At 61.4% G+C, this 17,010-nt stretch carries 13 protein-coding genes; 5 read left to right on the top strand and 8 right to left on the bottom strand.

The window, feature by feature from the left end; translation table 11 throughout:
• Positions 1-6 precede the first annotated feature (6 nt).
• From ACI2KB_RS08180 to yghX, 3 genes are all read right to left on the bottom strand, one after another.
• Positions 7-2,244: a cellulose biosynthesis cyclic di-GMP-binding regulatory protein BcsB gene (locus ACI2KB_RS08180; protein WP_404633228.1), complete on the bottom strand. Its 2,238-nt coding sequence runs from the start codon at positions 2,242-2,244 to the stop codon at positions 7-9.
• A 159-nt stretch (positions 2,245-2,403) separates the two neighbouring features.
• Positions 2,404-3,636, bottom strand: coding sequence for a non-hydrolyzing UDP-N-acetylglucosamine 2-epimerase (gene wecB / locus ACI2KB_RS08175; RefSeq protein WP_404633226.1), 1,233 nt, complete (start codon positions 3,634-3,636; stop codon positions 2,404-2,406).
• A 574-nt stretch (positions 3,637-4,210) separates the two neighbouring features.
• On the bottom strand, positions 4,211-5,098 hold the full coding sequence (yghX, locus tag ACI2KB_RS08170) for a YghX family hydrolase (RefSeq protein ID WP_404633224.1): 888 nt from the start codon (positions 5,096-5,098) through the stop codon (positions 4,211-4,213).
• Positions 5,099-5,879: 781 nt separating this feature from the next.
• Here yghX and ACI2KB_RS08165 point away from each other — a divergent pair.
• A complete protein-coding gene (locus ACI2KB_RS08165; RefSeq protein ID WP_404633574.1) occupies positions 5,880-7,943 on the top strand; it encodes a cytochrome-c peroxidase in 2,064 nt (687 codons plus the stop codon).
• A gap of 194 nt (positions 7,944-8,137) precedes the next feature.
• On the opposite strand, the gene ACI2KB_RS08160 is transcribed toward ACI2KB_RS08165, so the two are convergent.
• A complete protein-coding gene (locus ACI2KB_RS08160) occupies positions 8,138-8,902 on the bottom strand; it encodes an SDR family NAD(P)-dependent oxidoreductase (protein WP_404633222.1) in 765 nt (254 codons plus the stop codon).
• Between the two features lie 241 nt (positions 8,903-9,143).
• Between ACI2KB_RS08160 and ACI2KB_RS08155 the strand changes: the two genes are divergently transcribed.
• Positions 9,144-10,004, top strand: coding sequence for a CAP domain-containing protein (locus ACI2KB_RS08155; RefSeq protein ID WP_404633220.1), 861 nt, complete (start codon positions 9,144-9,146; stop codon positions 10,002-10,004).
• 272 nt (positions 10,005-10,276) lie between these two features.
• Positions 10,277-10,588 carry a hypothetical protein gene (locus ACI2KB_RS08150; RefSeq protein WP_404633218.1) on the top strand — a complete coding sequence of 104 codons (312 nt, stop codon included), beginning with the start codon at positions 10,277-10,279 and terminating at the stop codon, positions 10,586-10,588.
• A 64-nt stretch (positions 10,589-10,652) separates the two neighbouring features.
• Here the strand turns inward: ACI2KB_RS08150 and ACI2KB_RS08145 are convergent, their stop codons facing one another.
• Positions 10,653-11,537, bottom strand: coding sequence for a LysR family transcriptional regulator (locus ACI2KB_RS08145; RefSeq protein WP_404633216.1), 885 nt, complete (start codon positions 11,535-11,537; stop codon positions 10,653-10,655).
• A 124-nt stretch (positions 11,538-11,661) separates the two neighbouring features.
• On the opposite strand from ACI2KB_RS08145, the gene argC reads away from it, so the two are divergent.
• Positions 11,662-12,582 (top strand): N-acetyl-gamma-glutamyl-phosphate reductase, encoded by a 921-nt coding sequence (argC, locus tag ACI2KB_RS08140; protein WP_404633214.1) that lies wholly within the window; start codon positions 11,662-11,664, stop codon positions 12,580-12,582.
• A gap of 8 nt (positions 12,583-12,590) precedes the next feature.
• Here the strand turns inward: argC and ACI2KB_RS08135 are convergent, their stop codons facing one another.
• On the bottom strand, positions 12,591-13,493 hold the full coding sequence (locus ACI2KB_RS08135) for a LysR substrate-binding domain-containing protein (protein ID WP_404633212.1): 903 nt from the start codon (positions 13,491-13,493) through the stop codon (positions 12,591-12,593).
• Between the two features lie 240 nt (positions 13,494-13,733).
• On the opposite strand from ACI2KB_RS08135, the gene ACI2KB_RS08130 reads away from it, so the two are divergent.
• Positions 13,734-14,720, top strand: coding sequence for a DMT family transporter (locus ACI2KB_RS08130; protein ID WP_404633210.1), 987 nt, complete (start codon positions 13,734-13,736; stop codon positions 14,718-14,720).
• 38 nt (positions 14,721-14,758) lie between these two features.
• Here ACI2KB_RS08130 and eutC read toward each other — a convergent pair whose 3' ends face one another.
• Positions 14,759-15,580: an ethanolamine ammonia-lyase subunit EutC gene (eutC, locus tag ACI2KB_RS08125; RefSeq protein WP_404633208.1), complete on the bottom strand. Its 822-nt coding sequence runs from the start codon at positions 15,578-15,580 to the stop codon at positions 14,759-14,761.
• A 23-nt stretch (positions 15,581-15,603) separates the two neighbouring features.
• The gene (locus tag ACI2KB_RS08120; protein ID WP_404633206.1) at positions 15,604-16,995 is read right to left on the bottom strand and encodes an ethanolamine ammonia-lyase subunit EutB; all 1,392 of its coding nucleotides are present in this window, start codon (positions 16,993-16,995) and stop codon (positions 15,604-15,606) included.
• Positions 16,996-17,010 lie beyond the last annotated feature (15 nt).

Here is a 17,010-nt window from a genome sequence, read left to right as displayed (position 1 = left end):
CTCCCGTTACTGGCGCTTGCGACGGGCACGACGGCCAGCCAGCAGCAGGACGATGAAACCGATCACGGCGGCCGGGATCAGCCACAGCGCCGACGGTTTGCGCCACGCGTCGAAGCCTTTCGGTTCGTCATCGTCGATCATCTGGCTGCCGGTCGGGTCCTTGGCATCGAAGGTAGTCAGCGGGCCGTTGTCGCCCAGCACCGTGACATTGCCACGTTCCAGCAACACCGGCCGCTCGAAGTTAGGCCCCTGCCCGCCCAAGGTGCGATAGACCATGCCGTGCTGGCTGCCAGACTCGACCACTTGCAGCGCCGCAAGATGATTCAGCGATTTCAAGTCCAGCAGGGTTTGCTCTTTGTGGTGAATCAGCAGATGGCCTTGGGCGTCCACTTGCAGGGATTCGTCGCTGCCCTTGACTGGCACTTCAAACGCGAGGAATGCCTTGTCTGGCGAAATGGCGGACTGCGCGTCAGTGGTTACGTTGAGGTCAGCACGCAACGGCGACACACCGCTGGCGCTGGCGATGCGGATGACGTGCGGCAGGCTGCTCGCCGGACGATCAAGATAGCCCTGCGGCACCACCACTTGCGTGCCCGCTGCATAACGCGCGGCCATGCCGGAGAAGTCGCCGTCCAGACCGATCTTGTCCAGCGTCACGTGGCTGCTGGGCAGAATCGAGACCGGGAACGCTTGCGGGGTTTCACGGCACAGATCGCTCACCGGCTGACGCTGGAACGACACGCGCACAGTGTTCTGCGCCGCCAGCGCATAGCGGGGAATACGCGCTTCGATGCGCTGTTTCTGACCGTCGGCGGTCAGTTGCGCAGCGCCGATCAGGTAGTCGTTGAGGAATAGGCTGGCCACCGGCGGCGTACCCGATGCGCCCGGCGCTGCCGCGACATCGATAGCTGCACTGACTGGCACGCGCCCGTCATAGGCCACGGTGCCCAGCGGAAAGCTTGCGCTCCAGTCGGCTTTGGCCAGTACATCGACACTGCCCGGTTTGCCGCCCAAGCGCGTCAACGCCACGCGGCCATCGTCGCTCAACGGCATGTTGGCTTCTTCACCGACGGTCAACTGGCGGGTGCGGGCCAGCTTGTTCCAGGCTGTGCTGAATAGGCCAATCGCCTGGGTGGCGGCGTCCTGATTGATCATCAGCAGCGGGTGCGCACCCAGCATCGCCAAGCGTACGTTGTCGCTGCCCGAAGCGTTCAGCGCGCCATTGACATGACGCTCGCGCCATTGATTGAACGCGCCGTTTGCGCCCGCATCCAAGCTTTGAATCTGTCGTTGCAGTGCGTCCAGTGACTCGTTGACCGCCTTGAGCAGCGCCGGATCACTGACCGCCAGATCGGCGTTGAACGCCGGGGTCTGCCCCAGCATTAGCAGCGCACCGATCTGCGCCGGATCATCCAGGGTGTGCAGGCCCTTGCCATCGAGGGCAGCGAAGGCCGGAATCTGTTTCAGCTCGGCGGGGATGCTCACACCGCTCAGGTCAATGCTGTCCTTGACCGACGGAAACGGCACGATACGCGCCTGTTTGCCGATGCGTTCAAGGGCCACGCCCAGACGCCACGCGGCGTCATAGCTGGCGCTGGACAGTGAACCGGGTGCCACCAGAATCCCCGGTTTGCCCGGCAGCGCATTCCATGCTGCGCCGAGGTCATGCAACTGACTGGCGTCGAAGCTGTAACTCAGCCGGGTGTCCGGTGCGATACGCAGGACGTTGCCGATGGCGCGTTCGTCTTCGCACTGAATCCGCGAAATGATCGACGACCAGGCAATGCCCAGTCGTACCGAACCGGTTTCACGGGCCGACTTGTCGACTCCCAACGTCACACTGGCATCGCCCTCCCCTGCATTCAGACCCATCGCCCGCACCGGGTAACCGTCCAGCGACAGCAGCAGCGTATTGCGACCCTCTTCGCCGTTGAGGTAGCTCGCGTCGAACTGCAGCGTGGCGTCAGTCAGCGGCACGTCGGCGGGCACCGGCAGGTACAACTCGCGGCGGGCATCGGAGGCATTGAGGATGATCGGGCGGTCAATACCCAAATCCTTCAGCTCGACGACCCGTTGTTGCCGGGTGTCCGCGCTGAGGCGGCTGATGGCCTGACTCAGTGGACTCAGCCCGGTCGGCACCGCCGCTGTCGAGGTGGCAGCGAACGCAGGTGCAGCAGCCAACAGGCTCATGCCGCAAACGAGGGCGAACAGCGCCCCCGTGTGAACGGTTACGGAAGACTTCATTCAGGCAGATCTCGGTCAAGGCAAACAAGGCGTGGGAGACCGGCGAACGGAAGCTTCGGCTGGCAGGGCCAACGCGGCTTGTTCGCGGCTCAGTCCGCTCCCACAGGAATTTCAGCAGGCGCTGCCGTCACCACGGCAGGCCAGAGTCAGGTGCCGTCGCTAATGCAGACTGGACACCGAACGCAGTGACTTGGCCGGGCGTTGCGCCTCGGTCGGTTCCGGTCGCGGCACGGGCGTTTCCACCACGAACTCGTCCACAGGCCGCCCCATCAGGGCGTCGACAATGCGCGCGCACGCCTTGCCATCGCCATAGGGGTTGGCCGAGCGCGAGGCCATGCGCCACAACTGTTCGTCGTCGAACAGCGCGCAGACGCCGCGCACGATGGTGTCAGGATCGGTGCCCACCAGACGAACCGTCCCCGCCGCCACGGCTTCGGGACGCTCGGTGACGTCGCGCATGACCAGCACCGGCTTGCCCAGGGACGGCGCTTCTTCCTGCACGCCGCCGGAGTCGGTCAGCACCACGTGGGCCAACTGCATCAGACGCACGAACGACAGGTAGTCCAGCGGCTTGATCAGGTGGACGTTGGGCAGCCCGCCCAAACGCTCGGTCACCGGCCCCAATACGTTGGGGTTCAGGTGCACCGGGTAGACGATCTGAATGTCATCGCGGCTGGACAGCGTGCGCAGCGCCTGGCAGATGTCCAGAAAACCCTCGCCGAAGTTTTCCCGACGATGGCCGGTGACCAGTAACAGCTTGCGTTGCGGGTCAAGAAAGCTGAACTGACGGTCCAGCGCCACGCGCAACTGACGATTCTTGTCGATGCGCTCGGCGGTCATTTTCAACGCATCGATCACCGTGTTGCCGGTCACGAACGAAGTGCCTTGCAGGCGTTCGCCCAGCACATTTCGACGGGACTCGGCGGTCGGCGTGAACAGGTGATCGGCGATCAGATCAATGCTGCGGCGGTTCATCTCTTCCGGCCACGGCTGGTGAATGTCTCCGGTGCGCAGACCCGCTTCAACGTGCGCCACCGGAATGCGCCGATGAAACGCTGACATGGCCGCGACCATCGCCGAGGTGGTGTCGCCGTGTACCAGCACTTTGTCGGGTTGCACCTCGTCGAGCACCGGATCGATCGCGGCGTAGAGGGCCGCCGTCAGGGTGTTCAGCGTTTGGCCGGGGGTCATCACGTCGAGTGTGTAATCGGCTTTGAGCTCGAACATGTCCAGCACCTGCTGCAGCATGCTTTGGTGCTGACCGGTAATGCAGATCTTTGAATCGATGCCCTGTTCGGCTTCCAGCGCCTTGACCAGGGGGGCCATCTTGATGGCTTCAGGGCGTGTGCCGAAGATCGACAGTACCTTGAGTTGGGGATGAGCTCGAGCCATTCATATTCCTCCCGCGCATCTGCATGCGCCGCACGGCAGCGTACTTCGACCGCAGGGGCGGAAGTCGCTCGAAAGTTGTAGTAATGAACGGACGGAGACGATCGGAGAAACGATTCGATGTTCACTTCACTGTGAAAACGCAGCAATCCTTAGTGCCCGAAACAGGGAAGATTATTAGCAGATAAAAAACGCTTTGCAAAAGATTTTATAACGATTTTAACAACTTGAAATTTTCCTAAACTTTCACAAAGCTGGCGAGTCAATGAAGGGTTTCACCTTGACACAACGGCCCTGCGCCGGTGCTTTCAGGAACACTCAAAGTGTGCGTTCGCCCGCACCCTCATGTAAAACATTGAACTTTCCAGCCGCTTTTACTGTCAGGCCACGCGTCACGCAATGGACATGTCGGTTAAACATAACAGTAGCAGCCTTTAGGACAAGACGGATCCAAAGTTGGATGACCGGCGGAAATACTTCACTTTTCTGGCGTCACTTTTGTGACCCTCTTATTGTATACATGCCAGACGAATGTACGGTGCCAAACGCACTGGCATGTCGATAACACACCGCATAATCAAACGAGGTATTTATTGAACCAGGCGATCGTGCGGTCCCACGCCAGCTTCGCCGCGGCTTCGTCATAGCGCGGCGTCGAGTCATTATGAAACCCGTGGTTGGCCCCCTTGTAGATGTGCGCTTCGTAGGTTTTGCCTGCCGCTTTCAGCGCAGCCTCGTAGGCGGGCCAACCGTCAGTGATGGGTTTGTCGAGTTCGGCGTAATGCAACAGCAACGGTGCCTTGATGCGTGCTACGTCCTCGGCTTTTGGCTGCCTGCCGTAGAAAGGAACGGCAGCCGCCAGTTCCGGATAGGCGACTGCGGCAGCGTTGGCCACGCCCCCGCCATAGCAGAACCCGGTGATGCCGACCTTGCCCGTCGATGCGTGATGCGCCATCAACCATTCGATTGCGGCGAAGAAATCGTTCATCAGCTTCTCCGGATCGACCTTCTGCTGTAATTCACGCCCCTTGTCGTCATTGCCCGGATAACCGCCCAACGAAGAGAGGCCATCCGGCGCCAGCGCGACGAACCCGGCTTTGGCCACGCGCCGCGCCACGTCTTCGATGTAGGGGTTCAAACCACGGTTCTCGTGCACCACCAATACCGCGGGCACCTTGGCCGAGGCTTTGGCGGGACGCACCAGATACCCCCGAACCTGACCGTTGCCTTTGGGCGAGGGGTAGGTGATGTATTCGGCGACGATATCGGGGTCGGTGAACTCGACCTGCTCGGCCAGCGCGTAATTGGGGCTCAGGGACGCCAGGATCGCGGTGGCGGTCAACCCGCCCAGGGCGAACACGGCAGCACGGTCGAGGAATTCCCGTCGGTTGATTTTGCCGTGCACGTAGAAGTCGTACAGTTCGAGCAGTTCCGGGGCGAAATCCTTCGCGGTGAGACGGGTCATCAGGGCACTTCCTCATTGATTGTCGGCTGGCCACCGGCCGCACGGGACGGCGATGAACAATCATTAAAGCAGTGTTTTGTGTCTCTGGCTGCGTTGGACAATCAATGACAAGACCACTCGGTCATAATTCTGCCGGTATTTTTCTCAACTAACGCAAGGTGCTGACAATAGCTCGCTCCGTGTGCCTGCACACAACCGCTACATCGTTACTTCAGCGCCGCCTCAATAAAACCGCTTAAACAAATGCACTGTTTTCTTCACACTCCGTGACGGGCGACGAATGCTCAGCCTTCTATCTACATTCCATAGATTTCGTATCAGCAATTAATCTGCCAAACTCAAACACCATGAACTCACGACAAAAAACACTCTTTTAAAAACAGCTGGTTAAGGCTTAACCGCGGCCATTTCATACTGCAACGCGTCCCCCAAATGCGGGGAAAATCTCACCCAATACATCGTGCCTCGCGCACACTTTCCCCACTTTCAGACCGTTAATCACCTGACGAAAAATAATTCAAAATGTATCTTCCATTTTTTAATGACCGCGCTACATTCACCCTCAGTGGCACTTCGTCCGTTAAGACAACGGTGCACGACTGACATATTTATCTCTGCTCCGTCTGCGTTTAATTCTCGCAGAACGCTGTTCTTTTGCGCCTGAGTTTTACCCATAACAACAACCGCTCATTGATAGAGTGTCGATATCATGAATGACCTGATCAGCTTTCGGTCCCTGCGTCTGACAACGGCCCTGACGGGCAGTCTGATCGGCGCACTCATGAGCCTCGCCCACGCCGCCACCCCTGTGGAAGTGGTCGATCCCGCACCGGATATCCCAACCCTGCAATCCATGCGCGGACTGACTCCACCCGATCCGTCCGGCACCGAAGGCGGGCGCAAGGTGGACCTGATGGGCGACTTCGTCCTCAATCGCGACGCCGCCATTCGCCTCGGCAAAGCGATGTTCTGGGATCAGGACTTCGGCAGCGACGGCTTCACCGCCTGCGCGTCGTGCCACTATCACGCGGGGGTCGATCACCGCAGCGTCAACCAGCTCAATCCGGGCCAGGCGCACATCAACCTCAACGTGGCATCGCTGTTCAACAAGCCGTTCATTGCGCCGAACATTCCAGGCGACGTGCCCTCCTACGGCACCCTGTCCGGCGGCAAGGGCGGCCCCAACTACGCGCTGAAAAAAACCGACTTCCCCACCCACGTTTTGGCCGATCCGCTGGACCGCAACTCGGCGATCCTCTATTCGACCGACGATGTGGTGGGTTCTCAGGGCGTGTTCGAAGCCAACTACGTACGCCCGCGTCAGCCCCGGTTCGACCGCTGCACCCAGCAGACTGACGCGCTGTTCGCGGTCAATAAAGTCAGCGTCCGACGCAGCACCGGGCGCAACGCACCGACGGTGATCAACGCGGCGTTCAACGTGCGCAATTTCTGGGATGGCCGGGCCAATAACGTGTTCAACGGCTTCTCGCCCTTTGGCAACCGCGATCCGGACGCGGCGATTTTCGTCACCACCGAGCGCAGCGCCGGTGTGGCGAGCAAGGTTCGCCTGGCGCTCAATGACGCCTCCGCTGCGTCGCAGGCCGTCGGCCCTCCTGGCAGCCCGGTGGAAATGTCGTGCGGCGGACGTACTTTCGCCGACATCGGTCGTCGCATGCTGGACTCGCTGGTCCTCAGTCATCAGCGCATCGCGACCAACGATTCGGTGCTGTCGTCGATTGCCGTGCGGCGTCCGTCCTATCGCGACATGATCAAGGCTGCATTCCATCCCCGGCTGTGGAACGCCACACAGCCGGTGTCACTGGGCGGGGTGGACTACGCCCAGATCGAGGCCAACTTTCCGCTGTTCTTCGGCCTGGCGATTCAGCTCTACGAATCGACGCTGGTGTCCGATCAGACGCCGCTGGACGCCTACCTGCAAGGCAACACCCAGGCGATGGACGCTCAGGCCGTGGAAGGCATGAACCTGTTCACCGGCAAAGGCAAATGCGTGGCCTGCCATGCCGGGCCTGAAATGACCAATGCGGCGACACGCCTGCGTCTGGAGCCTCGGGAACGTATCGAACGCATGGTCATGGCGGACGGCCTGATCACCCTGTACGACAACGGTTTCTACAACACGGGCGTGCGCCCCACCGAAGAAGACCTGGCGTTGGGTGGCAGCGACGCCTGGGGCAATCCGCTGTCTTTCACCCGTCAGTACAACACGCTGTTGCAGGGCTTGAGCGTGCCCGATCCGTTCGAGGTCGATGTGTGTAAATTCGAGGCGCCGTTGAGTCCTGCCGTGCCATGCGATGCCACGCTCAAACCCAACGTCGGGTTTCGCGACTCGGTGGACGGCGCCTTCAAGACACCGACGCTGCGCAACATTGCGCTCACCGGCCCGTATTTCCACAACGGCAGTCGCTCGACGCTCAAACAGGTGGTGGAATTCTACAATCGTGGGGGTGATCGTCGGGGTCAGGACGCCAGCAACACCAGCGGCTTCGATCATCCGAGTGTCAATCAGCACAACGCGTCGAATCTGGACCCGGACATGACGGCGCTGAACCTCACGCCGGGTGAAATCGATGCGTTGGTGCGTTTCATGGAAGTGGGCCTGACCGACCCTCGCGTGGCGTGGGAACAGGCACCGTTCGATCATCCGTCGTTGACCATTGCTCAAGGCGAGGTGGGTGACGGCAATTCGGTGGTGGTGCGGCCGGTCGATGCCAACTCCAGCACGCCACGGGCCAAGGATCAGGAGGTGATGCTCAACGCTGTCGGCGCCACTGGCCGCCGCCCCAGCGACGGGCCGTTGATGCCGTTTGTGAATGACTTGCAGTGACCGGCAGAGCGGTGCCGTTGATCTTTTTACGCCACAGCCCAGACACCGCGTTTGAAGATCAAGATCAACGGCAACGGCCTGGCGGCGCAGATGAGGGTGGCCCCGGCTTCGTGAATGCATTCGCGTCCATTCGATGCAAAAAGGGCCAGGATTTCTCCTGGCCCTTTTAGTCAGTCACAGCGCTGCTCTGACGATCAGATCTGAGCCTGACCACCGTCGACGAACAATTCGATGCCGTTGACGAAACTGGCATCTTCAGAGGCCAGGAACACTGCCGCATTGGCGATTTCCACCGGCTCACCGACACGACCCATCGGGATTTGCGAGGCCAGGTAATCGAGCAGACCTTGTTGCTGAGCCGCATCAGGGCCGGCCAGGTCCACCAGGCCCGGGGTTTTGGTCGCGCCAGGGCTGAGGGTGTTGATGCGCACGTTGCGGTCTTTCAGGTCCAGAATCCAGCTGCGAGCGAAGGCCCGGACGGCGGCCTTCGAGGCCGAGTACACGCTGAACGCCGGGGTGCCGGAGCTGGCGGCAGTAGAACCGGTCAGGATCACCGAAGCATTCCTGGCCAGCAGTGGCAGCGCCTTTTGAACGGTGAACAGCACGCCTTTCACATTGCGATCGAAAGTGTCGTCGTAGTGGGATTCGGTGATGTCGCCCAGCGGCAGCATCGAACCGCCCCCGGCGTTGGCGAAGAGCACGTCAAGACGGCCTTTTTCGCTGCCGATTTTCTCGTACAGCGCATCCAGTTGTTCCAGTTGGGTCGAGTCGACCTGAACACCCGTGGCGTTGCCGACGGCGGCGACGGCGGCGTCGAGTTCTGCCTGACGGCGGCCGGTGATGTAAACGTGAGCGCCTTCTTCAGCGAAACGTTTGGCGGTGGCCAGGCCGATGCCAGTGGTGCCGCCAGTGACCAGTGCGATTTTGCCTGCCAGTTTGCCTTCGTTTGTGCGAGTCATGATGTATCTCCTGAACCTTGATTGGGTAAGTTGTTGCGGTGTGGGAGAACTGTATCGAGGACTCGAAAATTTCAAAATAGAATCATCAGAAAGCTATCGTTTCAAAATTGAAATGAAGCGAGTCGCGATCAGCGCGACAGGATTTTTTTCTCACGTTGCAACTTGCCCCCAAAACCACAGTCCTATCCGCGCCCTGAATCGGGCGCTTTCATTTCGTTCGTCCTGTCGAGCTGTTCGTCCCATGCGTCCATTCGTTCGCCCGTCCCGCGTTGCCCTGCTCTGCCTCGCTTCTTCCCTGTACGCCCTCACCCCGACCGCCCATGCCGATGGCGAACGCCAGTTGGTCCAGGCGATCAACAGCTACCGCGCACATCCCCAGCGGTGTGACGGGCGTGTTTCTCCTGCCATGGCCCCCTTGTCGATGAAAGCGACGGTGGCGCTGCCGGTCGGTTATTCAGGCAGCCTGCGTGAGGGGCTGAAGGAATCCGGTTATCAAGCGGCCAGCGTGCAGAGTGTTCAACTGGTCGGCGCCAGAGATGCCAACGCTGCGTTCGTCATGCTGCAACGGGAATATTGCGACACGCTGCTCGACGACCAGGCCGCCGACATCGGCGTCAGCCGTTACGGCGGGCAATGGCAAGTGGTACTCGCCAAACCGCTGCTCGACTCACATTTGGCCGATGTCCGCTCCGCCGATAAAAGCCTGCTGGCTCAAGTCAACGCCGCGCGCGCCAAGCCCCGTATGTGCGGATATCGGCGTTTTGCTGCCGCTCGCCCGCTGAGCTGGAGCAACGCTCTGGGCTCTGCCGCGCAAGGCCATAGCCGGGCGATGGCCAACGAAAATTACTTCGCTCATCAGGACCCGGACGGCGATACCCCTTACGACCGCGCCCGCGTGGCGGGTTATCGAGGTCGTCAGGTCGGCGAAAATATTGCTGCTGGCCAAGGCTCACCGAGCCAGGCCATGCAAAGCTGGCTGGCCAGCCCTGGCCATTGCGCCAACCTGATGAACCCGATGTTTACCCAGGTGGGCGCTGCGTACGCCACCAACACCCGCAGCGATCTGGGCATTTACTGGACGATGGTGTTTGGGGCGCCTTGAACGTTGTTGAACAGAGCTGAACACAGTTGAACGTGCTTTTCTGTGCAATCATATTTAATAGCAACGTGCCACTAACCGTTTCAAAATTGAGAACAGCGTCACAACTATTGGATCCATTCGTTATTGCGATGCCCGTCCAATCGCCCTATCGTCTCTGCCTCGACGCCTGCCGGAACATCAGATCCTGTCGATGCCGACTCAAAAATTTATAACGAGACGTTGATATTTCCCGTGCGCCCGCGCGGGAACTTACTTTGGGATGGAGATGGAAAATGACTACATGGAAATTGCGCGCCCTGGCCATTGCAGGGGTGAGCGTGTTGCTGTCCGCGTGTGGCTCGGCGCAGGTCAACATGACCGAAATGCAGACCACCACCGCCAAGACGCTGGGCCTGGCATCCTCTGACGAAATCACCGTCACCAACGTGCAATACGCGCAACAGAACGCGCTGGGTGGTCAGAAGCTGAGCTACGACGCCACCACCGCCCGTGGTCGCAAGTTCGCCTGCACCGCCTTCGTGATCCCGGGCCTGACCCCTCTGGACAAGGCGACCTGGAGCGACGGCGAGTGCCATCCGAAATAAGTAGCCCCCGCTGAACCGTGGCGGGAGCCAGTCCTTGGCTCCCGCCGTTACTTGATTCCCGCCGTTACAACGCCTCAAGCCCCCACAAAATATCCAGCACATGCCCGGTCGAACGCTCGACCTCCCCGGCGCGGTGTGCAATCCCCAACTCGCGCCACAGCGAAGGCTGCACCGGACGCATCACAATCCGGCTTTCCGGTAACGGCGTGGACGCTTCGTGGGGCAACAGCGTCGCCCCGTATCCGGCCGCCACCAGACTCTTGATCGCATCGTTGTAATTGAGCTGAATGCGTGGCGTCGGCTGCGGCCCCTCGCTGGCGAACCATTCTGCGACCTGACGCGAAAGACGGGTCGTGGCGTCATTCAGAATCAGCGGCTGCCCCGCCAGCCAGGCAGGGGTGATCACGTCAGGGCTGCTCCAGCGCGCCGGGAGAAACGCCATGACCGGATCCCTTCGCCACGGCTTGATCTGCAACCCCTTGACCGGCGCTTGCGGCAGGGCAATCACGCCAATGTCCAGGCTGCCGTCGGCCAGTTTCTGCAACGTCTGTTGCGAGGTCAGCACCGCCACTTGAACGTCGATGCCGCCATGCGCCTGACTCAAGGTCTCCAGCGCCTGAGGGATCAATTGCGCGATGACGCCCGTGGATGCGCCGAGCCGCACTCGCCCCTCCAGCCCCTGCACCTGGCGTTCGATGTCTTCCAGCGCCTGTTCGGCATCGGCCAGTAACCGCCGCGCTCGTTCGACGAGGGTTTCGCCAATGGCCGTCGGTTGCACGCTGCCTCGGGTGCGCGACAACAACATGCCACCGACTCGCGCTTCCAGATCGGCAATGTGCAGGCTCACCGTGGGCGGCGCCAGATTCAACACCCTCGCGGCCTCGGCAAACGACCCTTGATCAGCGATCGCCACCAGCGTGCGAAGGCGGTCCAGACTGATTTCACGCATGGCTCATTCTCATTCAGAAAACCTGATCCTGATCGTTATTAAATTCAACTTTTACTATCTTACCCATCGTTCGATGATGGTCGCCATCGAACCTTTCAACCCGACTTTAAAAAGAGCAACGACCATGACCCTTCCAGTGGTTTTCATCGACGGCGACCAAGGCACCACCGGCCTGCAAATCCACCAACGGCTGCAAGGCCGGACCGACATGACACTGGTGACACTGCCTGCCGAGCAACGCAAGAACGCCAAGAGCCGCGCGGCGGCGATCAACGCCTGCGATATCGCCATTCTCTGCCTGCCCGACGACGCTGCCCGCGAAGCTGCCGCCAGTATCGAAAACCCTGCGGTACGGGTGATCGACGCCAGCTCGGCCCACCGCACCGATCCAGAATGGGTATATGGCTTCGCACAGATCAGCGCGCAACAGAAACACGCCATCGCCACCGCCAAGCGGGTGACCAACCCTGGCTGCTACCCAACGGGTGCCATTGGTCTGTTGCGGCCGTTGCTGGATGCGGGTCTGGTGCCTCGGGATTATCCGATCAGCATCAACGCGATCTCGGGTTACTCAGGCAAAGGCCGTGCAGGCGTCGATGAATTCGAAGGACCGGATGCTGCGCAGGCGACGCCGTTCCAGATCTACGGTCTGGGCCTGGCGCATAAGCATGTGCCGGAAATTCAGCAATACAGCGGCCTGTCGGAGCGGCCTGTGTTCATTCCCGCCTACGGCTCGTTCCGTCAGGGCATCGTGTTGACCACCGCGTTGCAGCAGCGGCTGTTGCCTGCCGGGGTCACGGGCGCTTCGTTGCACGCCTGTCTGGAGCAGCATTACGCGGACAGCGGGTTCGTCGAAGTCCTGTCCATGGACGCCGCCAAAGCGCTGAGCGGCCTGGACCCACGGGTGATGAACGACACTGACACGCTGCGCCTGATGGTCTTCGAAAACGCCGGACACGTGATGCTGGCGGCGGTCTTCGACAACCTGGGCAAAGGCGCAGCCGGTGCGGCGGTGCAGAACCTGGATCTGATGATCGGCGCCTGATTCGCCGGTTACAGTAACTCGGCCTTCAACCACTCGACCAACAGGCGCGCCTCTTCCCGGCGCGCCTGGCCATGGCGGCGATAGACCGACAAGGCTTCTGCCAGATGCACGCTCTGGCTGAACGGCGCAACCAACGCGCCGCTGTCGAGCATGCGTTGTGAGGTGCGTCGCCAGCCCATCGCCAGGCCATGCCCTTCGACCGCCGCATGCAGCATCACGGAATAGCTGTCGAAGGCCAGCCTGCGGCGCTGCGGCGGCATCTCATGGCCAAAGGTCGCGAGCCAGGTGTCCCATTCCAGTTGGTAAACCGGCTGTGCGTCATGGTGCAACAGGGTATGACGGTGCAGGTCGCGCAGTGAAATGGGCGTTGGCTGCCCTTTCAAATAAGCCGGGCTGCACACCGGGAACACCTCATCAGCCGCAGAGAACAACAGCGGGTGCAGGCCGTGATCGCGGTTGCTGCTTTGCATCGCCACGTCGAAATACCCCTGATAGTCGGTTAACGGGTGGGCCCAAGTGACCATCTTCAGTTCGATTTCCGGGTACTGCTGATGAAAGTTCGACAGCCGGGGCATCAGCCAGTGAAACGCCTCGCAGGGCTGACACAGCAACACCACCTCATTCTTGCCCGCCACGCCGCGCAGGCGATCCGCCGTTCCGGCCACGTCTCGCAATGCATTACCCAGCGTAACGTTTAGCTCCCGTCCGGCGTCGGTCAGAAACACCGCGCGATTACGGCGTTGAAACAGCGCGATGCCCAAATCCTCTTCCAGCGCGCGAATCTGCCGACTGACGGCGGCCTGAGTGAGGTTAAGCTCCTCGGCTGCCCGGGAAAAACTCAGCAGCCGAGCCGCCGCTTCGAACGGCAGCAGACTGGCCAGTGGCGGGAGGGATTTGCCGAGCTTATTCATAATCTTCAGTAATGCATCGTGACGAAGAGATCATTTGTAGCACAGGTGGGAGGATCGGCAAGATGACGCTGTACGGGGGCTAGCCACATACCCCCTGCGGGAGCGAATTCATTCCGGGCGGCATCACGACGATAGGCCGGGACATTCGACGCCGGTGTGTGAGGTTCACCACCGCATCGCGAATGAATTAGCTCCCACAGGTAATCCGCCAACCGCCAGATCACTGCAACAGGACACCCCATGAACTCACCCCGTTCAACCCTCCTGCAAGGCGTGGGATTCGCAACGCTGGCGACCTTGAGCTGGGCCTGCAATTTCATCTCGCCCTACGTGCTCGGGGAGTACAGCATTCAGGATTTCATGCTGGTGCGTTTCATGATGGCCGGGCTGATGGGGCTTTTGCTGCTGCCGTTGTATCGCGCCCAACTGCGCGGCCTGCGCCCCCGACAATGGCTGACCGGCATGGGCCTCGGCGTGTTGGGGTATCTGGCCTACAGCGCTTGCATTGCCGGAGGCGTGATCTTCGGCGGGCCGTTGCTGATTGCTGCCTTCATCGGCGCCGTGCCAGTGTTGCAGGCCTTGTTGGGCAACGCTCAACACCGCTCGCTGCGCTGGGGGCAACTGGCCCTGCCCATCGGCGCACTGTGCCTGGGGCTGGTGATGATCAACCTTCACGTGCTGCGCGCCCCCTCCGGTGCAACGTCCCTTGGCATCGGCCTGGCCTTTTCCTTCGGCGCGGTGGTGTTGTGGCTGTCCTTCAGCGTGATCAACCAGGCCGCCATGGAACACCTGCACACCGGAGCGACCAGTGCCTGGACCTGCCTGATGATGATCGGCGCCGGACTGTGCGCCCTGCTGCTCGCCCCGCTGGCGTGGGCGGCTGACTGGCTGCGGCTGCCGACGCTGGGCATCGCCAATCCCGGCGCGCTGCGTCTTTATGGCTGGGCGTTGCTGATCGCGCTGATGTCGTCCGTGATCGGCGCCTGGGCCTGGAACCTCGCCTCGCGCCGTCTACCCATGGTCCTCTCCGGACAGTTGATCGCGCTGGAAGCCTTCTTCGCCACGGTCCTGGGCCTGGCCTTTCATGGTCGCTTGCCGAGCCTGGCTGAAGCCCTCGGTTTAACCCTGATTCTGTTCGGCACCGCCTGCGCCGTAAGGGTCATTCTGGCGCCGCGTCGCTCCTGTGCCGAAACCTGTCCCGTTACGTCACAGAAGCATTGCCGCTGAACGCCAGATCCGGTCGGACGCGAAACCTGCGTCGTGATTTAACTGCCAATCAGGAAATTCCCTGGCCGGGCTTCTTCCCCCGCCTCCAGCACCGGAACGTGGGCCTCATCCTTCAGGTTCACCCCGGACAACTGCCGACGACACGCCTCGCGCATGAGATACAGCAACTTGTGCGAAGCCATGGCATAACTCATGCCTTCAAGGCGCACGTTGGAAATGCAGTTGCGCGCCGCATCGTTCAACCCCACGCGCGGCGCGTAGGTGAAGTACAGCCCCAGGCTGTCAGGCGAGCTGAGGCCGGGTCGCTCGCCAATGAGGATCACCACCATCCGCGCCTTGAGCAGTTCAGCCACTTCATCGGCCACCGCCACGCGGCCCTGCTGCACCAGCACCACGGGCGACACACCCCATCCCTCAGCGGCAGCCAATTGGTCAATCCGTTCCAGCATCGCCGGGCTGTGGCGCGTCACGGCCAACGACGACAAGCCGTCCGCGACCACCACGGCCAGGTCGAAACCCTCGGAATGGGTCGCAGAATAGTCGCGCAGTTGCTCGACGGATTCCGCCGACAACCGCCGCCCCAGATCAGGCCGTTGCAGGTAGATGTTGCGATCCGGCGCCGAGCTGTGAACGGTCAGGCTTTCCCGCTGGCGCGCCTGCAATTGCTCACTCAACGCAGCGTGATCGAACGGCAAATGCACGGCATCACGGGCCTGAGCGTGGGCGAACTGGAAGTCCAGTTGCGCGGCGGTCGGCAGGCTGGTGCCCGCATGACCCAGCGCAATCCGCGCCGAGGTCAGCGAGCGCAGTTGACGCCAGGCATCAGCCTGGGCCGGTGAGTTGTTGTGGTCATCACTCATGGCCAGTCTCTTCTTCTCTACAGCTAGTTCAATTGCGCCAAGGCTTTGCGGAACAGCGGGGGCACGCCCTGCCCCAGCCGCACGCCGCCGTCGTCCTGACGCAGGATGTCCATGCGCGTCAGCCACGCCTCGAACTCCGGCGCAGGGCGCAAACCGATGGTTTTGCGCGCATACAAGGCATCGTGGAACGAGGTGGTCTGGTAGTTGAGCATCACGTCGTCGGAGCCGGGAATGCCCATGATGAAATTGATGCCCGCGACCCCGAGCAGGGTCAGCAGCATGTCCATGTCGTCCTGATCGGCTTCGGCGTGGTTGGTGTAGCAGATATCGCAGCCCATGGGCACGCCCAGCAGCTTGCCGCAGAAGTGATCTTCCAACCCGGCGCGGATGATCTGCTTGCCGTTGTACAGGTATTCCGGGCCGATGAAACCGACCACGGTGTTGACCAGAAACGGATTGAAATGCCGCGCCACGGCGTAGGCGCGGGCTTCGCAGGTTTGCTGGTCGACGCCATGGTTGGCGTTGGCCGACAGCGCACTGCCTTGCCCGGTCTCGAAGTACATCAGGTTATTGCCGAGGGTCCCGCGCTTGAGGCTCAAGCCCGCTTCGTAACCCTCGCGCAGAATCTCCAGGCTGATGCCGAAGCTGCTGTTGGCCGCTTCAGTGCCTGCAATGGATTGAAACACCAGGTCCAGCGGTACGCCCTTCTCGATGGCCGCCACCGACGAAGTGACGTGGGTCAGCACGCAGGACTGGGTGGGAATCTCGTAGTGACGGATCACGCCGTCGAGCATTTTCAGCAGTTCGCTGATGGCGCTGATGCTGTCGGTGGCCGGGTTGATGCCGATCATGGCATCGCCGTTGCCGTACAGCAGGCCATCGAGGACGCTGGCGGCAATGCCCGCCGGATCGTCGGTCGGATGGTTGGGCTGCAAGCGGGTCGACATCCGCCCGCGCAGGCCCACGGTATTGCGAAAGCGCGTGACCACGCGAATCTTCTGCGACACCAGCACCAGATCCTGCACGCGCATGATCTTCGACACCGCTGCCGCCATTTCCGGGGTCAGCCCCGGCGCCAGCGCCTTGAGGCTGGCCTCGGTGGCGTCGTCGCCCAACAGCCAGTCGCGAAACCCGCCGACGGTCAGGTGACTGACCGGGGCAAAGGCCGCCTGGTCGTGGCTGTCCACGATCAAGCGGGTGACTTCGTCCTGCTCGTAAGGAATCAGCGCTTCATTGAGAAAACGCTTGAGCGGCACCTCGGCCAAGGCCATCTGCGCTGCCGCACGTTCGGCGTCGCTGGTGGCTGCGACTTCGGCGAGGAAGTCGCCGGAGCGCGCAGGACTGGCCTTGGCCATGAGTTCCCGCAGGCTGTCGAAGCGCCAGACCATGCCACCGATGCTGTGGGAAAAACTCATCGCCCTCTCCTCTCT

It is taken from the genome of Pseudomonas sp. NPDC088444 (assembly GCF_044900175.1).
Classification (GTDB): Bacteria; Pseudomonadota; Gammaproteobacteria; order Pseudomonadales; family Pseudomonadaceae; genus Aquipseudomonas.
The sequence above is the reverse complement of the archived record's forward strand: the minus strand, read 5'-3'. Positions and strand labels throughout refer to the sequence as shown.